Origin of the sequence: Amycolatopsis bullii (assembly GCF_014654205.1) — a bacterium.
Taxonomy (GTDB): Bacteria; Actinomycetota; Actinomycetes; order Mycobacteriales; family Pseudonocardiaceae; genus Amycolatopsis; species Amycolatopsis plumensis.
The window spans coordinates 34429-51565 of record NZ_BNAW01000052.1; the positions used below are offsets into that span (position 1 = coordinate 34429).

9 protein-coding genes are annotated in these 17137 nt (G+C 72.1%); 5 read left to right on the forward strand and 4 right to left on the reverse strand.

Going from position 1 to position 17137, the window contains the following annotated elements; translation table 11 throughout:
• Positions 1-284: 284 nt before the first annotated feature.
• The 5 genes from IE317_RS37125 to IE317_RS37145 all read left to right on the forward strand — a co-directional run bounded on the left by IE317_RS37125 (position 285) and on the right by IE317_RS37145 (position 11321).
• Complete coding sequence (locus tag IE317_RS37125; protein WP_191316032.1) at positions 285-4160, forward strand: Pls/PosA family non-ribosomal peptide synthetase; 3876 nt, start codon at positions 285-287, stop codon at positions 4158-4160.
• 81 nt (positions 4161-4241) lie between these two features.
• Positions 4242-5645 carry a M1 family metallopeptidase gene (locus IE317_RS37130; RefSeq protein WP_191316033.1) on the forward strand — a complete coding sequence of 468 codons (1404 nt, stop codon included), beginning with the start codon at positions 4242-4244 and terminating at the stop codon, positions 5643-5645.
• A 125-nt stretch (positions 5646-5770) separates the two neighbouring features.
• Entirely contained in the window at positions 5771-8062 is a 2292-nt protein-coding gene (locus IE317_RS37135) for a glycosyl hydrolase family 95 catalytic domain-containing protein (protein ID WP_191316034.1), read from the forward strand.
• Between the two features lie 26 nt (positions 8063-8088).
• Complete coding sequence (locus IE317_RS37140; RefSeq protein WP_191316035.1) at positions 8089-10356, forward strand: glycosyl hydrolase family 95 catalytic domain-containing protein; 2268 nt, start codon at positions 8089-8091, stop codon at positions 10354-10356.
• Between the two features lie 68 nt (positions 10357-10424).
• Positions 10425-11321 carry a peptidylprolyl isomerase gene (locus tag IE317_RS37145; RefSeq protein WP_191316036.1) on the forward strand — a complete coding sequence of 299 codons (897 nt, stop codon included), beginning with the start codon at positions 10425-10427 and terminating at the stop codon, positions 11319-11321.
• A 117-nt stretch (positions 11322-11438) separates the two neighbouring features.
• Here the strand turns inward: IE317_RS37145 and IE317_RS37150 are convergent, their stop codons facing one another.
• The 4 genes from IE317_RS37150 to IE317_RS37165 all read right to left on the reverse strand — a co-directional run bounded on the left by IE317_RS37150 (position 11439) and on the right by IE317_RS37165 (position 17137).
• Positions 11439-13181 carry an FAD-dependent oxidoreductase gene (locus IE317_RS37150; RefSeq protein WP_191316037.1) on the reverse strand — a complete coding sequence of 581 codons (1743 nt, stop codon included), beginning with the start codon at positions 13179-13181 and terminating at the stop codon, positions 11439-11441.
• Complete coding sequence (locus tag IE317_RS37155) at positions 13178-14926, reverse strand: maleylacetate reductase and hydroxyquinol 1,2-dioxygenase domain-containing protein (RefSeq protein ID WP_191316038.1); 1749 nt, start codon at positions 14924-14926, stop codon at positions 13178-13180. Before IE317_RS37155 ends, IE317_RS37150 begins: the two co-directional genes overlap by 4 nt.
• Positions 14927-15062: 136 nt before the next feature.
• Complete coding sequence (locus IE317_RS37160) at positions 15063-15938, reverse strand: helix-turn-helix domain-containing protein (RefSeq protein WP_191316039.1); 876 nt, start codon at positions 15936-15938, stop codon at positions 15063-15065.
• A gap of 332 nt (positions 15939-16270) precedes the next feature.
• On the reverse strand, positions 16271-17137 hold the full coding sequence (locus IE317_RS37165) for a PDR/VanB family oxidoreductase (RefSeq protein WP_191316040.1): 867 nt from the start codon (positions 17135-17137) through the stop codon (positions 16271-16273).

Sequence of the window (17137 nt, forward strand, 5' to 3'; positions counted from 1 at the left end):
ATTGGAGGGGCATCACTCTCGATGCCCCTCCGATCACGCATGATGCCTGCCCAATCACGCATGATGCCTCGTCAGTCACGGATGATGCCCCGGTGATCGTGAGGTCCGACACTCGAGCGTGACCCTGGGGATATCTTTTGGTGATCCGCAGGTATGGTTGAAGGTCGTTGCGGGCGCCTCAATCGGAGAGCAAGCCCGGTTGAGGCTCCCGGAAGGTGAGTGGTGGGCTTGCGCGCCCATGGTTCGTCCCTGCACGTCTTCAGTACGGTCGAGGTGCACGCCCGATGACCGTCACGATCGAACCCACCGGTGCCATCCCCGAGGTCACGCTCGCCGGCCGGGCGCTGTTCCGGTCCGGCCCCGGCGCCGGTGAACGAACCCTTCTCGACGTGCTCTCCGCCACCGCCGAGCGGCACCCGAACGCGGCCGCGATCGACGACGGCACCACCACCCTGACCTACCGCCGGCTCCTCGAGGAGATCGACGCCTACGGGCGCCGCCTCCGCGGCTACGGCGTCGGCCTCGGCGACCGCGTCGGCATCCGGATCTCCTCCGGCACCGCCGAGCTGTACATCGCCATCCTCGCCACCCTCTCCGTCGGCGCCGCCTATGTGCCGGTCGACGCGGACGACCCGGACGAGCGGGCCGAGCTGGTCTTCGAAGAAGCCCAGGTCGCCGCCGTCGCCACCGACGGCAAGATCAACGTCCACTCCACGCCGGGCGGTCGTGACGGCGTCCCCGGCCCGGCCGACGACGCCTGGATCATCTTCACCTCCGGCTCCACCGGCAAGCCCAAGGGCGTCGCGGTCACCCACGCGAGTGCCGCCGCCTTCGTCGACGCCGAGGCCGAGCTCTTCCTCACCGACGAGCCGATCGGCCCCGGCGACCGCGTCCTGGCCGGCCTCAGCGTCGCCTTCGACGCCTCCTGCGAAGAGATGTGGCTGGCCTGGCGCCACGGCGCCTGCCTGGTCCCGGCGCCCCGTGCGCTGGTCCGCACCGGCGTCGACCTCGGCCCGTGGCTGGTCGCGCAGCGCATCACCGTCGTCTCGACCGTGCCGACGCTGGCCGCGCTGTGGCCCGCCGATGCCCTCGAAGACGTCCGCCTGCTCATCTTCGGCGGCGAGGCCTGCCCGCCGGAGCTCGCCGAGCGCGTCGCCGTCGAAGGCCGCGAAGTCTGGAACACCTACGGCCCCACCGAGGCCACCGTCGTCGCCTGCGCCGCGCAGTTGACCGGCGACGGCCCGGTCCGCATCGGCCTCCCGCTCGCCGGCTGGCAGCTCGCCGTCGTCAACGACGAAGGCGAACCGGTCGCCATGGGGGAGACCGGCGAGCTCGTCATCGGCGGCGTCGGCCTGGCCCGCTACCTCGACGCGGCCAAGGACGCCGAGAAGTTCGCGCCGCTGCCGTCGCTGGGCTGGCAGCGCGCGTACCGCTCGGGCGACATGGTCCGCGCCGAAGAAGAAGGCCTGCTCTTCCTCGGCCGCCTCGACGAGCAGGTCAAGCTCGGCGGCCGCCGCATCGAGCTGGGCGAGGTCGACGCCGCGCTGCAGGCCCTGCCGGGCGTGCAGGGCGCGGCCGCCGCGATCCGCCGCACCAAGGCCGGCAACCAGGTTCTCGTCGGGTACGTCGTCCCCGGCGGCGACAACTTCGACCACGACCAGGCGGCAACCCGCCTGCGTGAGCACCTGCCCGCCGCGCTGGTCCCGCTGCTCGCCGTGGTCGACGACCTGCCGACCCGCACCTCCGGCAAGGTCGACCGCGCCGCCCTCCCGTGGCCGCTGTCCACAGTGGAGGCTTCGGGGCTGACCCCGACCGAGACGTGGCTCGCCGAAGGCTGGGCCGAGATCCTCGGTGTTTCGGTCGACAGCCCGAAGGCGGACTTCTTCACCCACGGCGGCGGCAGCCTGACCGCCGCCCAGGTGGTGGCCCGCATCCGCACCCGGCACCCGCAGGTGTCGGTCGCCGACATCTACGCCCACCCCAAGCTGGGCGCGCTGGCCTCGATGCTGGACGCGCTGAGCGGCCAGGCCACCGAACGCCGGGACATCGCGCCGACCAAGCGCCGCGCCGGGGTCATCCAGACACTGCTGATGGTCCCGCTGATGGGCCTGGTCGGCTTGCGCTGGGCGACGCTCGCCGCCGCGCTGTCGAACGTCCTGGCCCTGCTCGGGTTCGCCTGGGCACCGACGCTGAACTGGGCGTGGATCGGCCTGGCCTGGGTGGTGCTGTTCAGCCCGGCGGGCCGGATCGCCATCGCCGCCGGCGGCGCCCGCGTGCTGCTGTCCGGGGTCCGCCCCGGCACCTACCCGCGCGGCGGGAGTGTCCACTTGCGACTGTGGACGGCCGAGAAGCTCGCCGAGTTCTCCGGCGCGGACAGCGTGGCCGGCGCGTCCTGGATGACGACGTACGCGAAGGCGCTCGGCGCGCGGATCGGCAAGGACGTCGACCTGCACTCGCCGCCGCCGGTCACCGGCTTCCTCAAGCTGGGCCGCGGTGCCGCGATCGAGCCCGAGGTCGACCTGTCCGGTCACTGGGTCGACGGCGACGTCGTGCACATCGGCAAGGTCCGGGTCGGCGCGGAAGCCCGCGTCGGCGCGCGCAGCACGCTCTTCCCGGGCGTCCGCATCGGCAAGGGCGCGGAAATCGCGGCCGGCTCGACCGTCCGCGGCGCCGTCCCGGCCGGGCAGCGCTGGGCCGGTTCGCCCGCCGCCCGCGTGGCCAAGGACGAGCGGGACGCGCTGAAGTGGCCGTCGAGCCGCCCGCCGCGGTCGTATTTCTGGGCCGCCGTCTACGGCGCGACCTCGCTGTTCCTCGGTTTCCTGCCCGGGATCGCGGCGCTGGCGGGCGTCGCGGTGCTCGGCGGCGCGATCTCCGGCGCAACGACGCTGCCGGACGCCTTCACCCGCGCGATGATCTTCGTGCCGGTCGCGACCGTGGCGTACTTCGGCGCGTACATGCTGCTCGTGCTGATCGGCGTCCGGTCGTTGAGCATCGGCATGGTCGAGGGCTACCACCCGGTGCACGGCCGCGTCGCCTGGCAGGTCTGGGCCACCGAGCGCCTGATGAGCATGGCCCGCGAAGGCCTGTTCCCGCTGTACGCCAGCCTGTTCACGCCGGTGTGGCTGCGGCTGCTCGGCGCGAAGGTCGGCCGCAACGTCGAGGCGTCGACCGTGCTCGCGCTGCCGAAGATGACCAAGGTCGACAGCGGCGCGTTCCTGGCCGACGACACCATGGTCGCCACCTACGAACTCAACCACGGCTGGCTGCACGTCGCCCCGGCGCGGATCGGCAAGCAGGCCTTCCTCGGCAACTCCGGGATGACCGCGCCCGGCCGTTCGGTGCCCAAGCGCGGCCTGGTCGGCGTCCTGTCGTCGACGCCGCTGAAGGCCAAGAAGGGCTCGTCGTACCTGGGCATGCCGCCGCTGCCGGTCCGCCGCGCGGTCGGCGAGGCCGACACGAGCCGCACCTACACCCCGGCGCTGCACCTCAAGGCGGCGCGGGCGCTGGTGGAGCTGTGCCGGATCATCCCGGTCATGTGCGGCGTCGCGCTGACCGTCGTGGTCGCCTTCGCCCTGCTGTGGACGGCTTCGGCGTTCGGTTTCGGCGTCGCCGCGCTGCTGGCCGGGCCCGTCCTGCTGGCCGCCGGGATCGTCGCGGCGCTGACGGCGACGGCGATGAAGTGGCTGCTGGTCGGCAAGTTCCGCGAGATCGACCACCCGCTGTGGAGCTCCTTCGTCTGGCGCAACGAGCTGGCCGACACCTTCGTCGAGGCCTTCGCGGTGCCGTGGCTGATCGGTTCGGTCGGCGGCACGCCGTTGCTCACCGCGTGGCTGCGCACGATGGGCGTCAAGATCGGCCGCGGGGTCTGGCTGGAGACGTACTGGCTGCCCGAGGCCGACCTGGTCTCCCTCGGCGACGGCGCGACGATCAACCGCGGCTGCGTCGTGCAGACGCACCTGTTCCACGACCGGATCATGAGCATGTCCCGGGTGACCCTCGGCGAGGGCGCGACGCTCGGCCCGCACGGCATCGTGCTGCCGGGCGCGGGCATCGGCGCGCGCACGACGGTCGGCCCGGGCTCGCTGGTGACCCGCGGGGACGAGGTGCCTGCCGACACGCGCTGGCTGGGCAACCCGATCTCCGCGTGGCCCGGTAAGTAACGAAAGCGGGACCAGGCGCGCCGGACTCACCCGTGCCGTGCGAGCCTGGTTCCAGCACGCACGACGAAAGGTTCGCCACGGGTGATTTCGAAGGCTCCCGCTCCCGGCGCGGACACCTCCGGCGACCCCTACCTGCCCGCGCACGGCAACGGCGGCTACCGGACCCGGCACTACGACCTGAGCCTCGACTACAAGGTCGCGCCGAACCGGCTTTCGGCGTCGGCGGTGATCACCGCGGAGGCCACGCAGGCGCTGTCCCGCGTCAGCCTCGACTTCGGCGAGTTCCGGATCAACCGCGTGCTGGTCGACGGGAAGCCCGCGAAGTACCTCAAGCGCAGTGCGAAGCTGCACGTCAAGCCGGCGAAGCCGATTCCGGCGGGCGGCGTGTTCACCGTGGAGGTCTACTACGTCGGCAACCCGCGGCCGGTGGGGAGCCGCTGGGGTGACGTCGGCTGGGACGAGCTGACCGACGGCGCGCTGGTGGCGAGCCAGCCGGTCGGGGCGCCGTCGTGGTTCCCGTGCAACGACCACCCGTCGGACAAGGCCGCGTACCGGGTGAGTGTGACGACGGCGTCGCCGTACCTGGTCGCGGTCACCGGCACCCTGGTCGAGCGGTCGACGTCGGCGAGCACGACCCGCTGGGTCTTCGAGCGGCCGGAGCCGACGGCGACGTACCTGATGAGCGTCCAGATCGGCCGCTACGACGACGTCGAGCTGACCGGCCGGGGCTGGGGATCGCCCGCCGGCGTGGGCGCGCGCCTGCTGACCCTCGGCTTCGGGCGCGGCGGCGTCGAGTCGGTCGCCCCCACGGTGCCGCAGCACGCGGCCGTGCCCCCGCGGCTGCGGCGCGCGTTCGAGCGGGACTTCGGGCGGCAGGGCCGGATGATGGAGTTCCTGCAGCGGCTGTTCGGCCCGTACCCGTTCGGCGAGTACGTCACCGTGGTCACCGACGACGCCCTCGACGACCCGATCGAGGCCCAGGGCATGGCGATCTTCGGCGCCAACCACGTCGACGGCCGCCGCACCCACGAGCGGCTCGTGCTGCACGAGCTGGCCCACCAGTGGTTCGGCAACAGCCTGACGGTGGCCGACTGGCGCCACATCTGGCTGAACGAGGGCTTCGCGACGTACGCGGAGTGGCTGTGGTCGGAGGAGTCGGGCGGCGCCCCGGCCGCGGCGCTGGCGCGCGAGTGGTACGCGCGGATCAAGGCCAAGCCGGCGGACGTCCGGATCGCCGACCCGGGCGTGGCCCGGATGTTCGACGAGCGCGTCTACAAGCGTGGCGGGTTGACGCTGCACGCGCTGCGGGCGGAGCTCGGGGACCCGGCGTTCTTCGCGTTGCTGAAGTCGTGGGCCGAGGAACACCGGCACGGGCTGGTCACGACGGAGCTCTTCGTGGCTGCCGCGGAGACACACGCCGGCCGTTCGCTGAGCGCGTTCTTCACCCGCTGGCTGTACACCCCGGCGCTGCCTCCGCTGCCCTGATTCATCGGATGTCTCTGCCGCTTTCCGGGTGAATCTCCCTGGCATTTCGCGCTGCCCTCTGCAAGTATGACCGGACGCCGCCGCATGATCTCGCCGAAACGTCGTATGAGTTCGGAGGATGCTTCATGGACGCAGTGTCCCGGCGGACGGTGCTCCGCTCTGCCTCGGTGCTGGCCGGGGCCGCCGCCTTCGGGGGCTTGTGGGCCCAGGCCGCCCCGCCCGCGGTGGCCGGAACCAACCCGCACCGGGACGTCGCCACCGATGCCCGGATGGTCTGGCGGCGGCTGCCGAAGAACTGGCAAGAAGGCCCGTTCCTCGCCAACGGCTACCTCGGCGTCCAGGTCTACGCCGGGAAGACCCCGAACACGCTCAAGTTCATGCTCAGCCACACCCAGGTGCAGGACCAGCGCATCCAGTGGGAGGCCGGCATCGGGCTGTCCCGCCTGCCGATCGGGTTCCTCACCCTCACCCTGGCCGGCGCGATCACCGCCGTCGACTGGACCCTCGATCTGTACAACGCCGAACTCGGCGGCACCATCACCACCGCGCAGGGCTCGGTCGCGTTCTCCGCCGTGGTGCACAACGACCTCGGCGTCCTCCTGGTGTCGCTGACCCCGAGCGCCGGGGAGACGAACGCCGCCTGGGCGTTCCAGCCCCTCGAATCCGCGACCACCCGGACCGTCCGCAAGCCCGCCGAGTACGTCGCCAACCCGCCGCCGGAACTCGGCGACGGCTACTGCGCCCAGCCGATGCTCGCCGGTGGCGGGTACACCACGGCCTGGCAGGAACGCGCGATCGGCACGAAACGGCTGCTCGCCGCCACCGTCGCCTACAGCTTCCCCGGCGTCACCCACACCGCCGACGCCCGAAAAACCGTCCGGAAAGCGCTTGCCACCCGCCCGGACGCGCTGCTCGCCCGGCACCGCCGCTGGTGGAACGACTACCACCGGCGCAGCTTCGTCTCGGTGCCCGACAAGCAGGTGCAGCGGTTCTACTGGATCCAGCTGTACAAGATCGCGGCCGCCACCCGCGCGGACGGGCCGGTCGTCTCCGAATGGGGGCCGTGGTTCCCCGAGGTCGGCAACAGCTGGACCGCGGTCTGGTGGAACCTCAACGTCCAGGTCACCTACCCGATCGTCAACAGCACCAACCACCCCGAACTCGACGCCGTCACCGAGACCTTCCGGCGTGACCACGCCAATCTCGAGGTGTCCGTCCCGCCCGCGTACCGCGACGGCGACACCTACGCTCTCTCGCACCCCGGCGACTGGCGGCTGCGCCCCGGCGGCACGCGCTCGGTGGGCGTCCCCGGGACGACGTCCAAGACCGACCAGACCGGGAACCTCCTGTGGGGCCTGCACAACGTCTGGCTGGCCTACCGCCACCACATGGACCGCAGCGTCCTCCGCGGCGTCCTGTACCCGACGCTGGCCAAGGCGCTGAACTTCTACCGCCACTTCCTGTTCACCGGCCCGGACGGGTGGCTGCACCTGCCGCTGACCCGATCACCGGAGTACGCCGACGCGCCCGACTGCACCTACGACCTGTCGCTGATCCGGTGGGCGGCCCGCACGCTCGTCGACACCGCCCGGATCCTCTGCCTCGACGAGCCGCGCGTGCCGATCTGGCGGGAGATCGGCGCGAAACTCGTGCCCTACCACGAAGATCCCGCCAACGGCGTGCTGATCGGCGACGGCGTCCCCCTCGCCGCGTCGCACCGGCACTTCTCGCACCTGCTGTGGCTGTACCCACTGCGGGAGAAGGTCTGGGACGTCCCGGGCGATCGGGACATCATGACGCGCACCTTCGACCACTGGGCCGCCGACCAGTCCGCCTGGCACGGCTACAGCTACGCGGCCGCGTCATCGATGAAGTCGGTGATGGACGCGCCCGAAGAAGCGTTGCGGTACCTGAAGTTCTTCCTCGACCGGAACGTCGTGGCCGACACCGGGCTGACCGCGAACACGATGTACCGCGAGGGCTCCAACTTCGCCGTCGAAAGCCCGATCACCGCCGCACAGTCCGTCGTGGACATGCTGATGCAGGGGTCCGGTGGCGTGCTCAAGGTCTTCCCGTCGGTGTCGGCGACCTGGCGCGACGCCTCGATCGCCGGGCTGCGTGCGGAAGGCGCGTTCCTCGTGGACGCCTCCCGCCGCGACGGCCGGACCGAATTCGTGCGCGTGCACAGCGAAGCCGGCGAGCCGCTGGTGCTCCAGCACGGCGTCGCCGGAGACGTCGACGTCCGTGACGAGCACGGCCGCCGGCTGCCGTGGCGGGCGGCCGGGCCCGGGCGGATCGCGATCGGGCTGCGCCGCGGCGGCACCGCCGTCGTCACCCCGTGGGGCGGGCGGCCGGACTTCACGCCGCGGGACGTCCCCGCGCTCGGGCCGGCGCCGGCGTGGGGCCTGCCGAGCTGAACCCCGCTCTTCGACGAGGAGGTCGAATGGACATCACCCGCAGGACCGTACTCGGTGGCGCACTCGCCGGGATCGCCGCCGCCGGCTTGACCCCGGGGATCGCCGAGGCGGGCAGCGACGACTTCTCCTGGGCCGGGTTCCTGGGCACCGCGGACCTGTACTGGCGGCGATTGCCGAAGACCTGGTACGAGGGACCCTTCCTGGGCAACGGGTTCCTTGGCTCCGGCATCTACGCCGAGCCCGGGCAGAACGCCATCCGGTTCACCGTCCAGCACAGCCAGGTCCAGGACCACCGCCCGGAGTTCGGCTCCCTGTTCGGCCTGGCCCGGCTGCCGATCGGGTACTTCACGCTCGAACCGGTCGGCGCGATCACCGCGATCGACTGGCGGCTGGACCTGTGGAACGCCGAGCTGACCGGCACGATCACGACGTCCGCCGGCAGCCTGAGCCTGCGCGCGATCGTCCACACGGGACAATCACTGCTGGCCGTCGAAATCCGGCCGTCCGAAGGGGAGCGGGCGTTCAAGTGGGTGTTCCACCCGGCCGTCGCGGTCAGTCCCCGCGCCGACCCGGTGTGGAGCAAGCCGCCGCCGACGGGGTACACCGCGAACCCGCCGGCGCAGCTGTCGGGCCGCGGTGACGCGCAGCTGGCCGTCCAGCCGCTGCTGGCCGGCGGCGAGCACGTGACGGCCTGGCGGGAGGTCACGCGTGGCGGCGCACGCACGCTGTACACGTCGGTGGCCTGGTCGCACCCCGAGAAGACCTCGGTGGCGCGGGCGCTGGGCACGGTCCGCCGGGCGCTTCCGTTCGCCGCGTTGACCCAGCACCACCGGCGCTGGTGGCACGACTTCTACCGGCAAAGCTTCCTGTCCATTCCGGACACCCGGTTGCAGAGCTTCTACTGGATCCAGCTGTACAAGGTCGCCTCGGCGGCCCGGCGCGAGGCACCGGTGATGGCGACTTCGGGGCCATGGCTGGAGAACACGCCGTGGCCGGCGACCTGGTGGAACCTCAACGTCCAGCTCGAGTACTGGCTGATCCACGGCTCGAACCACCTGGAGCTCGACGCGGTCAGCTACACCCTCGACCAGTACCGGGCCAACCTGACCAGCCAAGTCGCCTCCCCGTACCAAGCCGATTCGGCGGGCATCCCGCGGACGACGGACATGACCCTGCTCAACGGTGTCTCGAACGCCACCAGCGGGTTCCCGGTCGGGATCCCGGGGCAGGACACGCCGACACCGGAGGTCGGCAACCTGACCTGGGCCCTGCACAACGTCTGGCTGTCCTACCGGCACACGCTCGATGGCGTACTGCTCCGGGACACGCTGGTCCCGCTGCTGCGCAAGGCGATCAACTACTACCTGCACTTCCTCACGTCCGGGCCGGACGGGAAGCTGCACCTGCCGCCGACGTTCTCGCCCGAGTACGGCGTCAACGCCCCTGACTGCAATTACGACCTCTCGCTGATCCGCTGGGGGTGCAAGACGCTGCTGCAGCACGCGCCCGGCGATCCGCTGGCGCCTCGCTGGCAGACCGTCCTGGCGACGCTGGTGGACTATCCCGCCGACGTCAACGGTTACATGATCGGGGCCGGGGTGCCGTTCGCCAAGTCGCACCGGCACTACTCGCACCTGCTGCAGATCTACCCGCTCCACGACGTCACGTGGGAGCAGCCGGAGCACCGGGCGATCATCGAGACGTCGCTGAACCACTGGGTCGGCTTCGAAGGCGCGTTGCAGGGCTACACCTTCACCGGGGCGGCGTCGATCTCGGCGCAGATGCTGCGGGGCGACCAGGCCGCGTTCTACCTCGGCGAGCTGCAGCGGCGGTACATCCAGCCGAACACGATGTACAAGGAGTCGGGGCCCGTCATCGAGACGCCGTTGTCGGCGGCGAAGTCCCTGCAGGACATGCTGGTGCAGAGCTGGGGCGGGGTGGTGCGGCTGTTCCCGGCGGTGCCGGCGGCCTGGGGTGACGTCGCGCTGCGGGACTTCCGCACCGAAGGCGCGTTCCTGCTCAGCGCGTCTCGCACGGGCGGGAAGACACGCTGGCTGAAGGTGCACAGCGAGGCCGGCGCGCCCTGCGTGCTGCGGCCGGGCATCGACGGCGACCTCGCGGTGACGGACGCGCGGGGCCGGGCGCGGCGCTGGCGGCGGCTGGCGAACGGGGACGTCCAGGTCGAGCTCGGGTGCGGTGAGGACGCGTTCGTGTACCGGAAGGGGGACCGGCCGGACTTCGGCGTCCGGCCGGTGGCGGCGAGCGGGCCGAGTGCGCCGTGGGGCCTGCCGTGATCCGCGTTTCCCCTTCGGAGCGGCGGTCCTGACGGCAGTATGGTGCTCTCCGACGAAGGGGAGCGCGGATGAGCGAGCCGGACCACAGACGGCCGGACCAGTACCCGCCGTGGCAGCCGCCGGTGCCGCCGAAGCAGACGTCACCGGCGGCCATGGTGCTGATCACCGGGTCGGTCGCGGTCGTCATCCTGATGGTGCTGGCCTTCCTGGCCTGGGGGTGGCCGGGGTTTCTGCGGGAGGCGGACGGGCGCGCGCAAGTCGCGCCGGGACACTGGCCCGCGGGCTCGGCGACGGTCGTGACGCCGACGCCTCCGGTGCCGAGCACCCCGGTGACGCTGCCGGGCGGCCGGGCCCCGATGCCGAAGCGGGCGAAGCCGCTGGCCGACCCGGTGACGTGCGCGTTCACCCCGGACCCGAGCTCACCGGCCCCGAAGAAGGTCGCGCTGCCGCCCGACGGCCCGGCGCCGTCGAGCGGGACCGCCGGCGTCCGGCTCGCGACGACCGCCGGCGACATCGGGCTCACCCTGGACCGCGCGCTGGCGCCGTGCACGGTGGTGAACTTCCTGAGCCTGGCCCGGCAGGGGTTCTACGACGGCACGTCGTGCCACCGGCTGTCGGTCACCACCGGGCTGCAGATGCTCCAGTGCGGCGACCCGGTCGGCGACGGCACCGGCGGCCCCGGCTACACGATCCGCGACGAGTTGTTCCCCGGGCTGACGTACGGCCGCGGCGTCCTCGCGATGGCGAAGACGACCGCCCCGGACTCCGGCGGTTCCCAGTTCTTCCTCGTCTTCGGCGAGACCGACATCCCACCCGAGTACACGGTCTTCGGCAGCATCGACGACCCGGGCCTGGAAACCCTCGACGCGATCGCCCGCGGCGGAATCGACCCGGCCAAACCGGGCATCGGCGACGGCAGCGGCCCGCCCAAAACCCCCGTAACGCTCACCCACGTCACTTCTTGACCGTGCGGCAAGAGGCATCACCCGTGATTGAGCGGGCATCTCGCGTGATCGGAGGGGCATCACTCCGATGCCCCGCCGATCACGCGTGATGCCTCTCCAGACACGCGTAATGCCCCTTCAATCACGGTCCAGGAGGGTGCGGAGGGCCTTGAGGAGGGTGTCGGCCGGGGTGGGGGAGAGGGTTTGGTGGCGGGAGGCGACGTAGGCGTCGGGGCGGACGAGGAGGCAGCCGTCCTCGGCGATGCCGCTGAGGCGGGACCAGTCGCCGTAGGCGTCGCGGACGCCCGGGTCGCCGATGCGGACCGTCCGCAGGTCGAGGCCCAGCTCGGCGCCCACCTTGGCCGCCGCGTCGCGCCACGGGGTGCCGGTGAGCCCGGTCAGGAGCGTCCACCGGCCGCCGCCGACCAGGTCCAAAGTGGACACGCGACGCCCGTGCGGCCCAACCAGCCACGCGTGCGGCAGCTTCGCCCCCGGCTCGGTGCTCGGGTGGTGGAACAGCTCGGGATCGCGGTCGGGCACCGACCGCACGCCGTCGGGCAGCACCGCCCCGGACACGTACCGCTGGTCCAGCTCGACGCCGTGGGCGTTGAACTCGTAGTGCTTGAGCTCGATCGCCTTCTCCAGCTCACGTCGTTTGCGCGCCCCCTCGGCGGTGGGGGCGAGGCAGGTCTCGAGCCCGGCGGTGATGCCGTCGGCGTCGGTGTCGCCGGAAATCCCCAGTGCGGCGAAGATCGGCCCGAACTGGTCGCGGCTGAGGTTGGCCCGGTCGACGATCTGCTTGCCCACCGGCGCCCGCTCGGCGGTGTAGCTGTCCAGCAGCCCCTCGCCCGCCTCGCCGCGCAGCACCATCGCCAGCTTCCACGCCAGGTTGTACGAGTCCTGCACGGACGTGTTCGACCCCAGCCCGTTCGACGGCGGGTGCCGGTGCACCGCGTCCCCGGCGCAGAACACCCGGCCGCTGCGGTACTCGGTCGCGTAGTTGTGGTTGACCGTCCACAGGGACGTCGAGGTGATCTCGACGTCCAGCGCGGGGTCGCCGACCAGGTCCCGCACCAGCCGCGTCGCCTCCTCGGCGTCGACCTCCGGCGGCGGCTGGGCGATGTCGTAACCCCAGGTCAGCAGCCACTCGTTCCACGGACGCACCATCCGCACCAGGCCCATCCCGATCCCGCCGAGGTGCGCGCCCGGGCGCATCACCCAGTAGAGGACGCTCGGCCGGTGAGCCACGTACCGCGCGAGGTCGGCGGTGAACGTGATGTTCATGCTGCCCGCCTTGCCGGTCTGCCCGGCGATCGGCAGCCCGGCCTGCTCGGCGACGCGGCTGCGGGCGCCGTCCGCGCCGATCAGGTACTTGGCGCGCAAGCTGAACTCGTCGCCGCGGACGCGGTCGCGGAACCGCACGTCGACCCCGGACTCGTCCTGGGTGAAGGACAGGAACTCCGTGTCCAGCCGCAGTTTCGCGCCGCGCGCGGCGGCCTCGCTCACCAGGATCGGCTCGAGGTAGGTCTGCGGCAGGTCGATCATGTGGCACGGGCTGGCGGCCGCGTATTCGGACGCCGACCGGTCGCCGGTGCCCCAGCTGGCGATCCGGCCGATCTCCGGCCCGGTCAGCGACGTGCAGAGCACGGTGTCGCCCATCAGCTCCGGCGGCGTCCCCGCGGCGAGGGCCTTGTCCTCGACACCGAGGTCGCGCAGCACTTCCATGGTCCGCTGGTTGGTGATGTGGGCGCGGGGCGTGTTGGCCGTCCAGCCGTACTTGGTGGCCAGCACGGTCGGCACGCCGTAGGTGGCCAGCAGCAGCGCCGCGGAGCCGCCGGCCGGGCCGCTGCCGACCACGATGACGTCGGTGTCACAGGTCATTCGCTGCTCCCTGAAATCCGGAAGGTGAAGTCGAGGCGATCGGTGAAGTCGACGATCAGGCCGTCCTTGACGCCGAACACGGTGTCCGAGTCGAGGTACTCCCCGCCGGCGACGAACAGCTGCGTGATCAGCGTCCGGTAGCCGGGCTTGGCGATCATGAAGTGCACGTGCGGCGCCCGGTAGGGGTGCCGGCCGACGGCGTCCAGCATCTGCCCGACCGGGCCGTCGGCGGGGATCGGGTACGCGCTCGGCACGATCGTCCGGAACCGCAGCCGCCCGTCGGCGTCGGTGCGGAAGCGGGCGCGCAGCACCGGCCCGTCGACGTCGGGCAGCTGGACGTCGTAGAAGCCGTCCTCGTTGGACTGCCAGACGTCGACGATCGCGTCCGCCACCGGCTCGTCGTCCGTGTCGACCACGCGGACCTCCACCGGCAGCGGAGTCCCCGGCAGCCCGGCGGCCAGGTCGGCACCCTGCGGGGTTTCCGGCGGTCCGTCGACGTAGAACGGCCCGAGCACGGCCGACGGCGTCGTGTCCGGCGTCCGCGAGTTGGTGAGGACGTCGACGACGCTCGACACGCCGAGGGTGTCCGACAGCAGGATGAACTCCTGCCGCGTGTCGGTGGTGATGTGCCCGGCTCGGGTCAGGAAGCCGATCGCGTACTCCCACTCGGCCTGGGTGAGGTCGGTGCGGATCGCGTAGCCGTGCAGCGTCTCGACCAGGTCGGTCAGGAGGAGACGCACGCGGCCGGGCGCTCCGGCGAAGCTGTCGACGACCTGCTTCGTGAGTGCCTTGAGGCTCGGGCGCGCGGCCGGGCGGGTGCCGTGCAGGGCCTGACGCAGCAGGTCCGCTTCCGGTTCGCCGTCGAGATCCGCCTCGGTGAGGCCGAGTTCGCCCAGCGAATGCGGAATCGGCAGGGACGCGGCCAGCTCGAACACGTCCGCGGCGTCGTCGAGGCCCTGGTGCGCCATGACGTACGGGAGCAGGACGGCGTGGGTTTCGGCGTGCGGCAGCCCGAACTTGCCGCCGAGGTGGTGGCAGAGCCGGTGGTGGAGGCCCATCTGCACCGCGTCGAGGCAGGTGCCGGCGAGCCACGCGCCGCGCAGCGCGTCGGTGCGGGCGTCCACATCGGACGGATCGGCGGCGATTCGTGGCAGGGCGTTCGTGAGCAGCTTCGTCGCTTCCGCGGCGAGCAGGTCGGTCATCGGGTTGGCGTCCGGGGCGTACCGCGCTTCGACGGCGTGGGCGAGCGCGTTGAGCCCGCTCGCTGCCGACACGGGGACCGGTAGCGAGAGCGTCAGCGACACGTCGTAGAGGACGGTCTCCGGCCGGACCGCCGGGGTTCGTTGCGTGGTCTTGCGGCCGTCGGCGGTCTCGCCGAGGACGGATGTCAGCTCGGAGCCCGCGTACGTCGTCGGCACGATCAGCTGCGGCAGGCCGGTCCGCAGGGCGAGCGCCTTGGCCAGGCCGGTCGCCGAGCCGCCGCCGATCGCCACGACGCCGTCGATGTCGTTCTCCGCGACGACCTTGAGCGCGCGTTCGGTGACGTCGACGGGGGTGTGCATGGCGGCGTCTGCGAAGCGCGCGGCCAGCCGGGGGCCGAGCGCCGCGGCGGCCCGGTCGCCGTGCCGTGGGCGGCCGATCAGCAGGACGCGGCCGAGCCCGAGCCGGTCGGCTTCCGCGCCGAGCGTGTCGAGCGAGCCGAAGACCACCCGGACGGGGTTCGCGGCGTAGCTGAACGAGGTCATGCGAGGGAGTATCCGGTGACACCAGGGCCTGGTCCTGCACGTTCTTGCTACGCGACGGCACGAAACGAGCAGAGTATTCGGGGCTTCGCCCCAGCCGGGGGCTCCGCCACCCGGACCCCCGCAAAACAGTGTGTGGTCAGCCCGAGCGGCGCAGCGCCGCCGGTGTCGTGCCCAACTGGGCGCGCAGCACCCGCGTCAGGTGCTCCTGGTGCGAGAACCCGCACCGGACGGCGATCTCGGCGATCGGGTCGTCGCCCGTGCGCAGCAGCAGCCCGGCCCGTTCGACGCGCAGGCGCAGCAGGTACCGGTGCGGCGGCAGGCCGGTGCGGGCCTTGAACCGGCGGGAGAACTGGCTGACGCTCAGCCCGGCGAGCGCGGCCAGGTCGGCCAGCGGCACCGGCTCGGCCAGCCGTTCGGCCATCAGGTCGCGGACCGCCGCGAACTGGCGGTCGGAGAGGCCGCGGGCCGGCTCGGGCTCGGGGACGTGCCCGGCGCGGTGGTGGCGCACGAGCTGCGCGGCGACGAGCGCGCCGAGCTGGTCGGCGTAGGTGCGGGCGCTCGGCGCCCAGTCGCGGACAACGCCGTCGAGGCCGAGCACGAGCTGTTCGAGCAGCGGATCGTGGCTGCCGAGCTCCTCGGCGAGCCGCACCGGCGCGTGCGCACCGGCGGCGTCCTGCACGGCGTCGTCGGCGAGGTAGACGTGCACGGTGTCGAGCGCCCCGCCGAGCTCGACGGACAGCTCGGCGTGCGACGGCTGCAGGAAGAGCCCGCCGGCGGGCATCCGCCGGCTCTGTTCCCGCGCGGTCCCGACCCCGCGCCGGACGGTGACCGGGCCGTCGAGGTGCAGGATCAGCTGGTGACTGCGGGCGGCCCCGAACTCGGCGCGGTAGGGGCGTTCCCGCTGCCGGGAGACGTAGACCCGGTCCCAGCCGAGGCCGGCGCTGGTCCGGTCCGGGCGGACCCAGGGCAGCGCGAGGATGCCGTTCGTGTCGGCCAGCCCGAGTTCGCCCACGCTGCCTCCTCGCCGCGATGGTACCCGCAAGAGGCCGGGTGGCCGGTCAGGCGACGCCCGAAAGGGTCGGCTTGCGTACCGGAACGGTCAGGCTGCGTACCGGGGGAGTCGGCTTGCGTACCGGAAGGGTCGGGCTGCGTACCTGGAGAGTCGGTTCGCGTAGCGGAAGGGGTTGCTCGGGAACCGCTCGCCGAGGTACGCAGGCCGACTGTCCAGGTACGCAGGCCGACTCTCCAGGTACGCAGGCCGACTGTCCAGGTACGCAAGCCGACTGTCCAGGTACGCGAGCCGACTGTCCAGGTACCTGGACGTTGGCCGTCAGGCGGGTCCGGTCAGAGGTCCAGCACCAGCCGAGGTGACAGCGCGCGCGAAACGCACGGGTACATCCGGCCCGCAGCGGCGCCGATGTCGTCGCGGTGCTCGGGTTCACCCTCGAGAACCCGGACCTCGCAGCTGCCGCACACCCCTTCCCGGCACGCGGACGGCACCGGCTTCCCGGCGTGGTTCAGCGCGTCCAGCAGGGACTCGTCCGCCGGGACCTGGATCGTGCCGCCGGATCGTGCGCAGGCCACCTCGAACGGTGTGTCCGGCCCGAACGTCCGCCGGGTGGGTTCGAAGCGTTCGGTGTGCACCCCCGGGAACACCGCCTCGGCCGCGTCCACCATCGACGCCGGGCCGCAGCAGTAGACCTCCGCGGCCGGGAACTCCCGCGCCAGGGCCGCGAGGTCCGGGCGCCCGAGCCGCACGCGTTCCCCGTACTCGGAAGCGAGTTCCGCGGCGAACGGCCGTCCCGCGTACGCCAGTGTCACCGCGGCACCGGAAGCGACCGCGGCACGCAGCATCGGCACGATCGGCGTGATCCCGATCCCGCCCGCCACGAACAGGTACTCCGCCGCCGGCTGCAGCGGGAAGTGGTTTCGGGGCAGGGAAACCGTGAGCGTCCGGCCCGGCTGCAGGAACAGGTGGACGTACTCCGAGCCGCCGCGGCTGAGCGGGTCGTGGCGGACCGCAATGCGGTAGGCCGACAGGTCACCGGGGTCGCCGCACAGCGAGTACTGCCGCGTCAGCCAGTTCGGCAGCTCCAGGTCGATGTGCGCGCCCGGCTCCCACGGCGCCAGTGGGCCTTCGTCGCCGCGCAGGACCAGCGAGACGACGTCGTCGGTGACGCGTTCGATGCGCTCCAGGATGGTTTTCTGCAT

Coding starts and splice junctions, on each gene's coding strand:
- IE317_RS37150 (WP_191316037.1), bottom strand. CDS start 13,181: ATGACCTGTGACACCGACGTCATCGTGGTCGGCAGCGGCCCGGCCGGC.
- IE317_RS37155 (WP_191316038.1), bottom strand. CDS start 14,926: ATGACCTCGTTCAGCTACGCCGCGAACCCCGTCCGGGTGGTCTTCGGC.
- IE317_RS37135 (WP_191316034.1), top strand. CDS start 5,771: ATGGACGCAGTGTCCCGGCGGACGGTGCTCCGCTCTGCCTCGGTGCTG.
- IE317_RS37125 (WP_191316032.1), top strand. CDS start 285: ATGACCGTCACGATCGAACCCACCGGTGCCATCCCCGAGGTCACGCTC.
- IE317_RS37145 (WP_191316036.1), top strand. CDS start 10,425: ATGAGCGAGCCGGACCACAGACGGCCGGACCAGTACCCGCCGTGGCAG.
- IE317_RS37140 (WP_191316035.1), top strand. CDS start 8,089: ATGGACATCACCCGCAGGACCGTACTCGGTGGCGCACTCGCCGGGATC.
- IE317_RS37165 (WP_191316040.1), bottom strand. CDS start 17,137: ATGCAGAAAACCATCCTGGAGCGCATCGAACGCGTCACCGACGACGTC.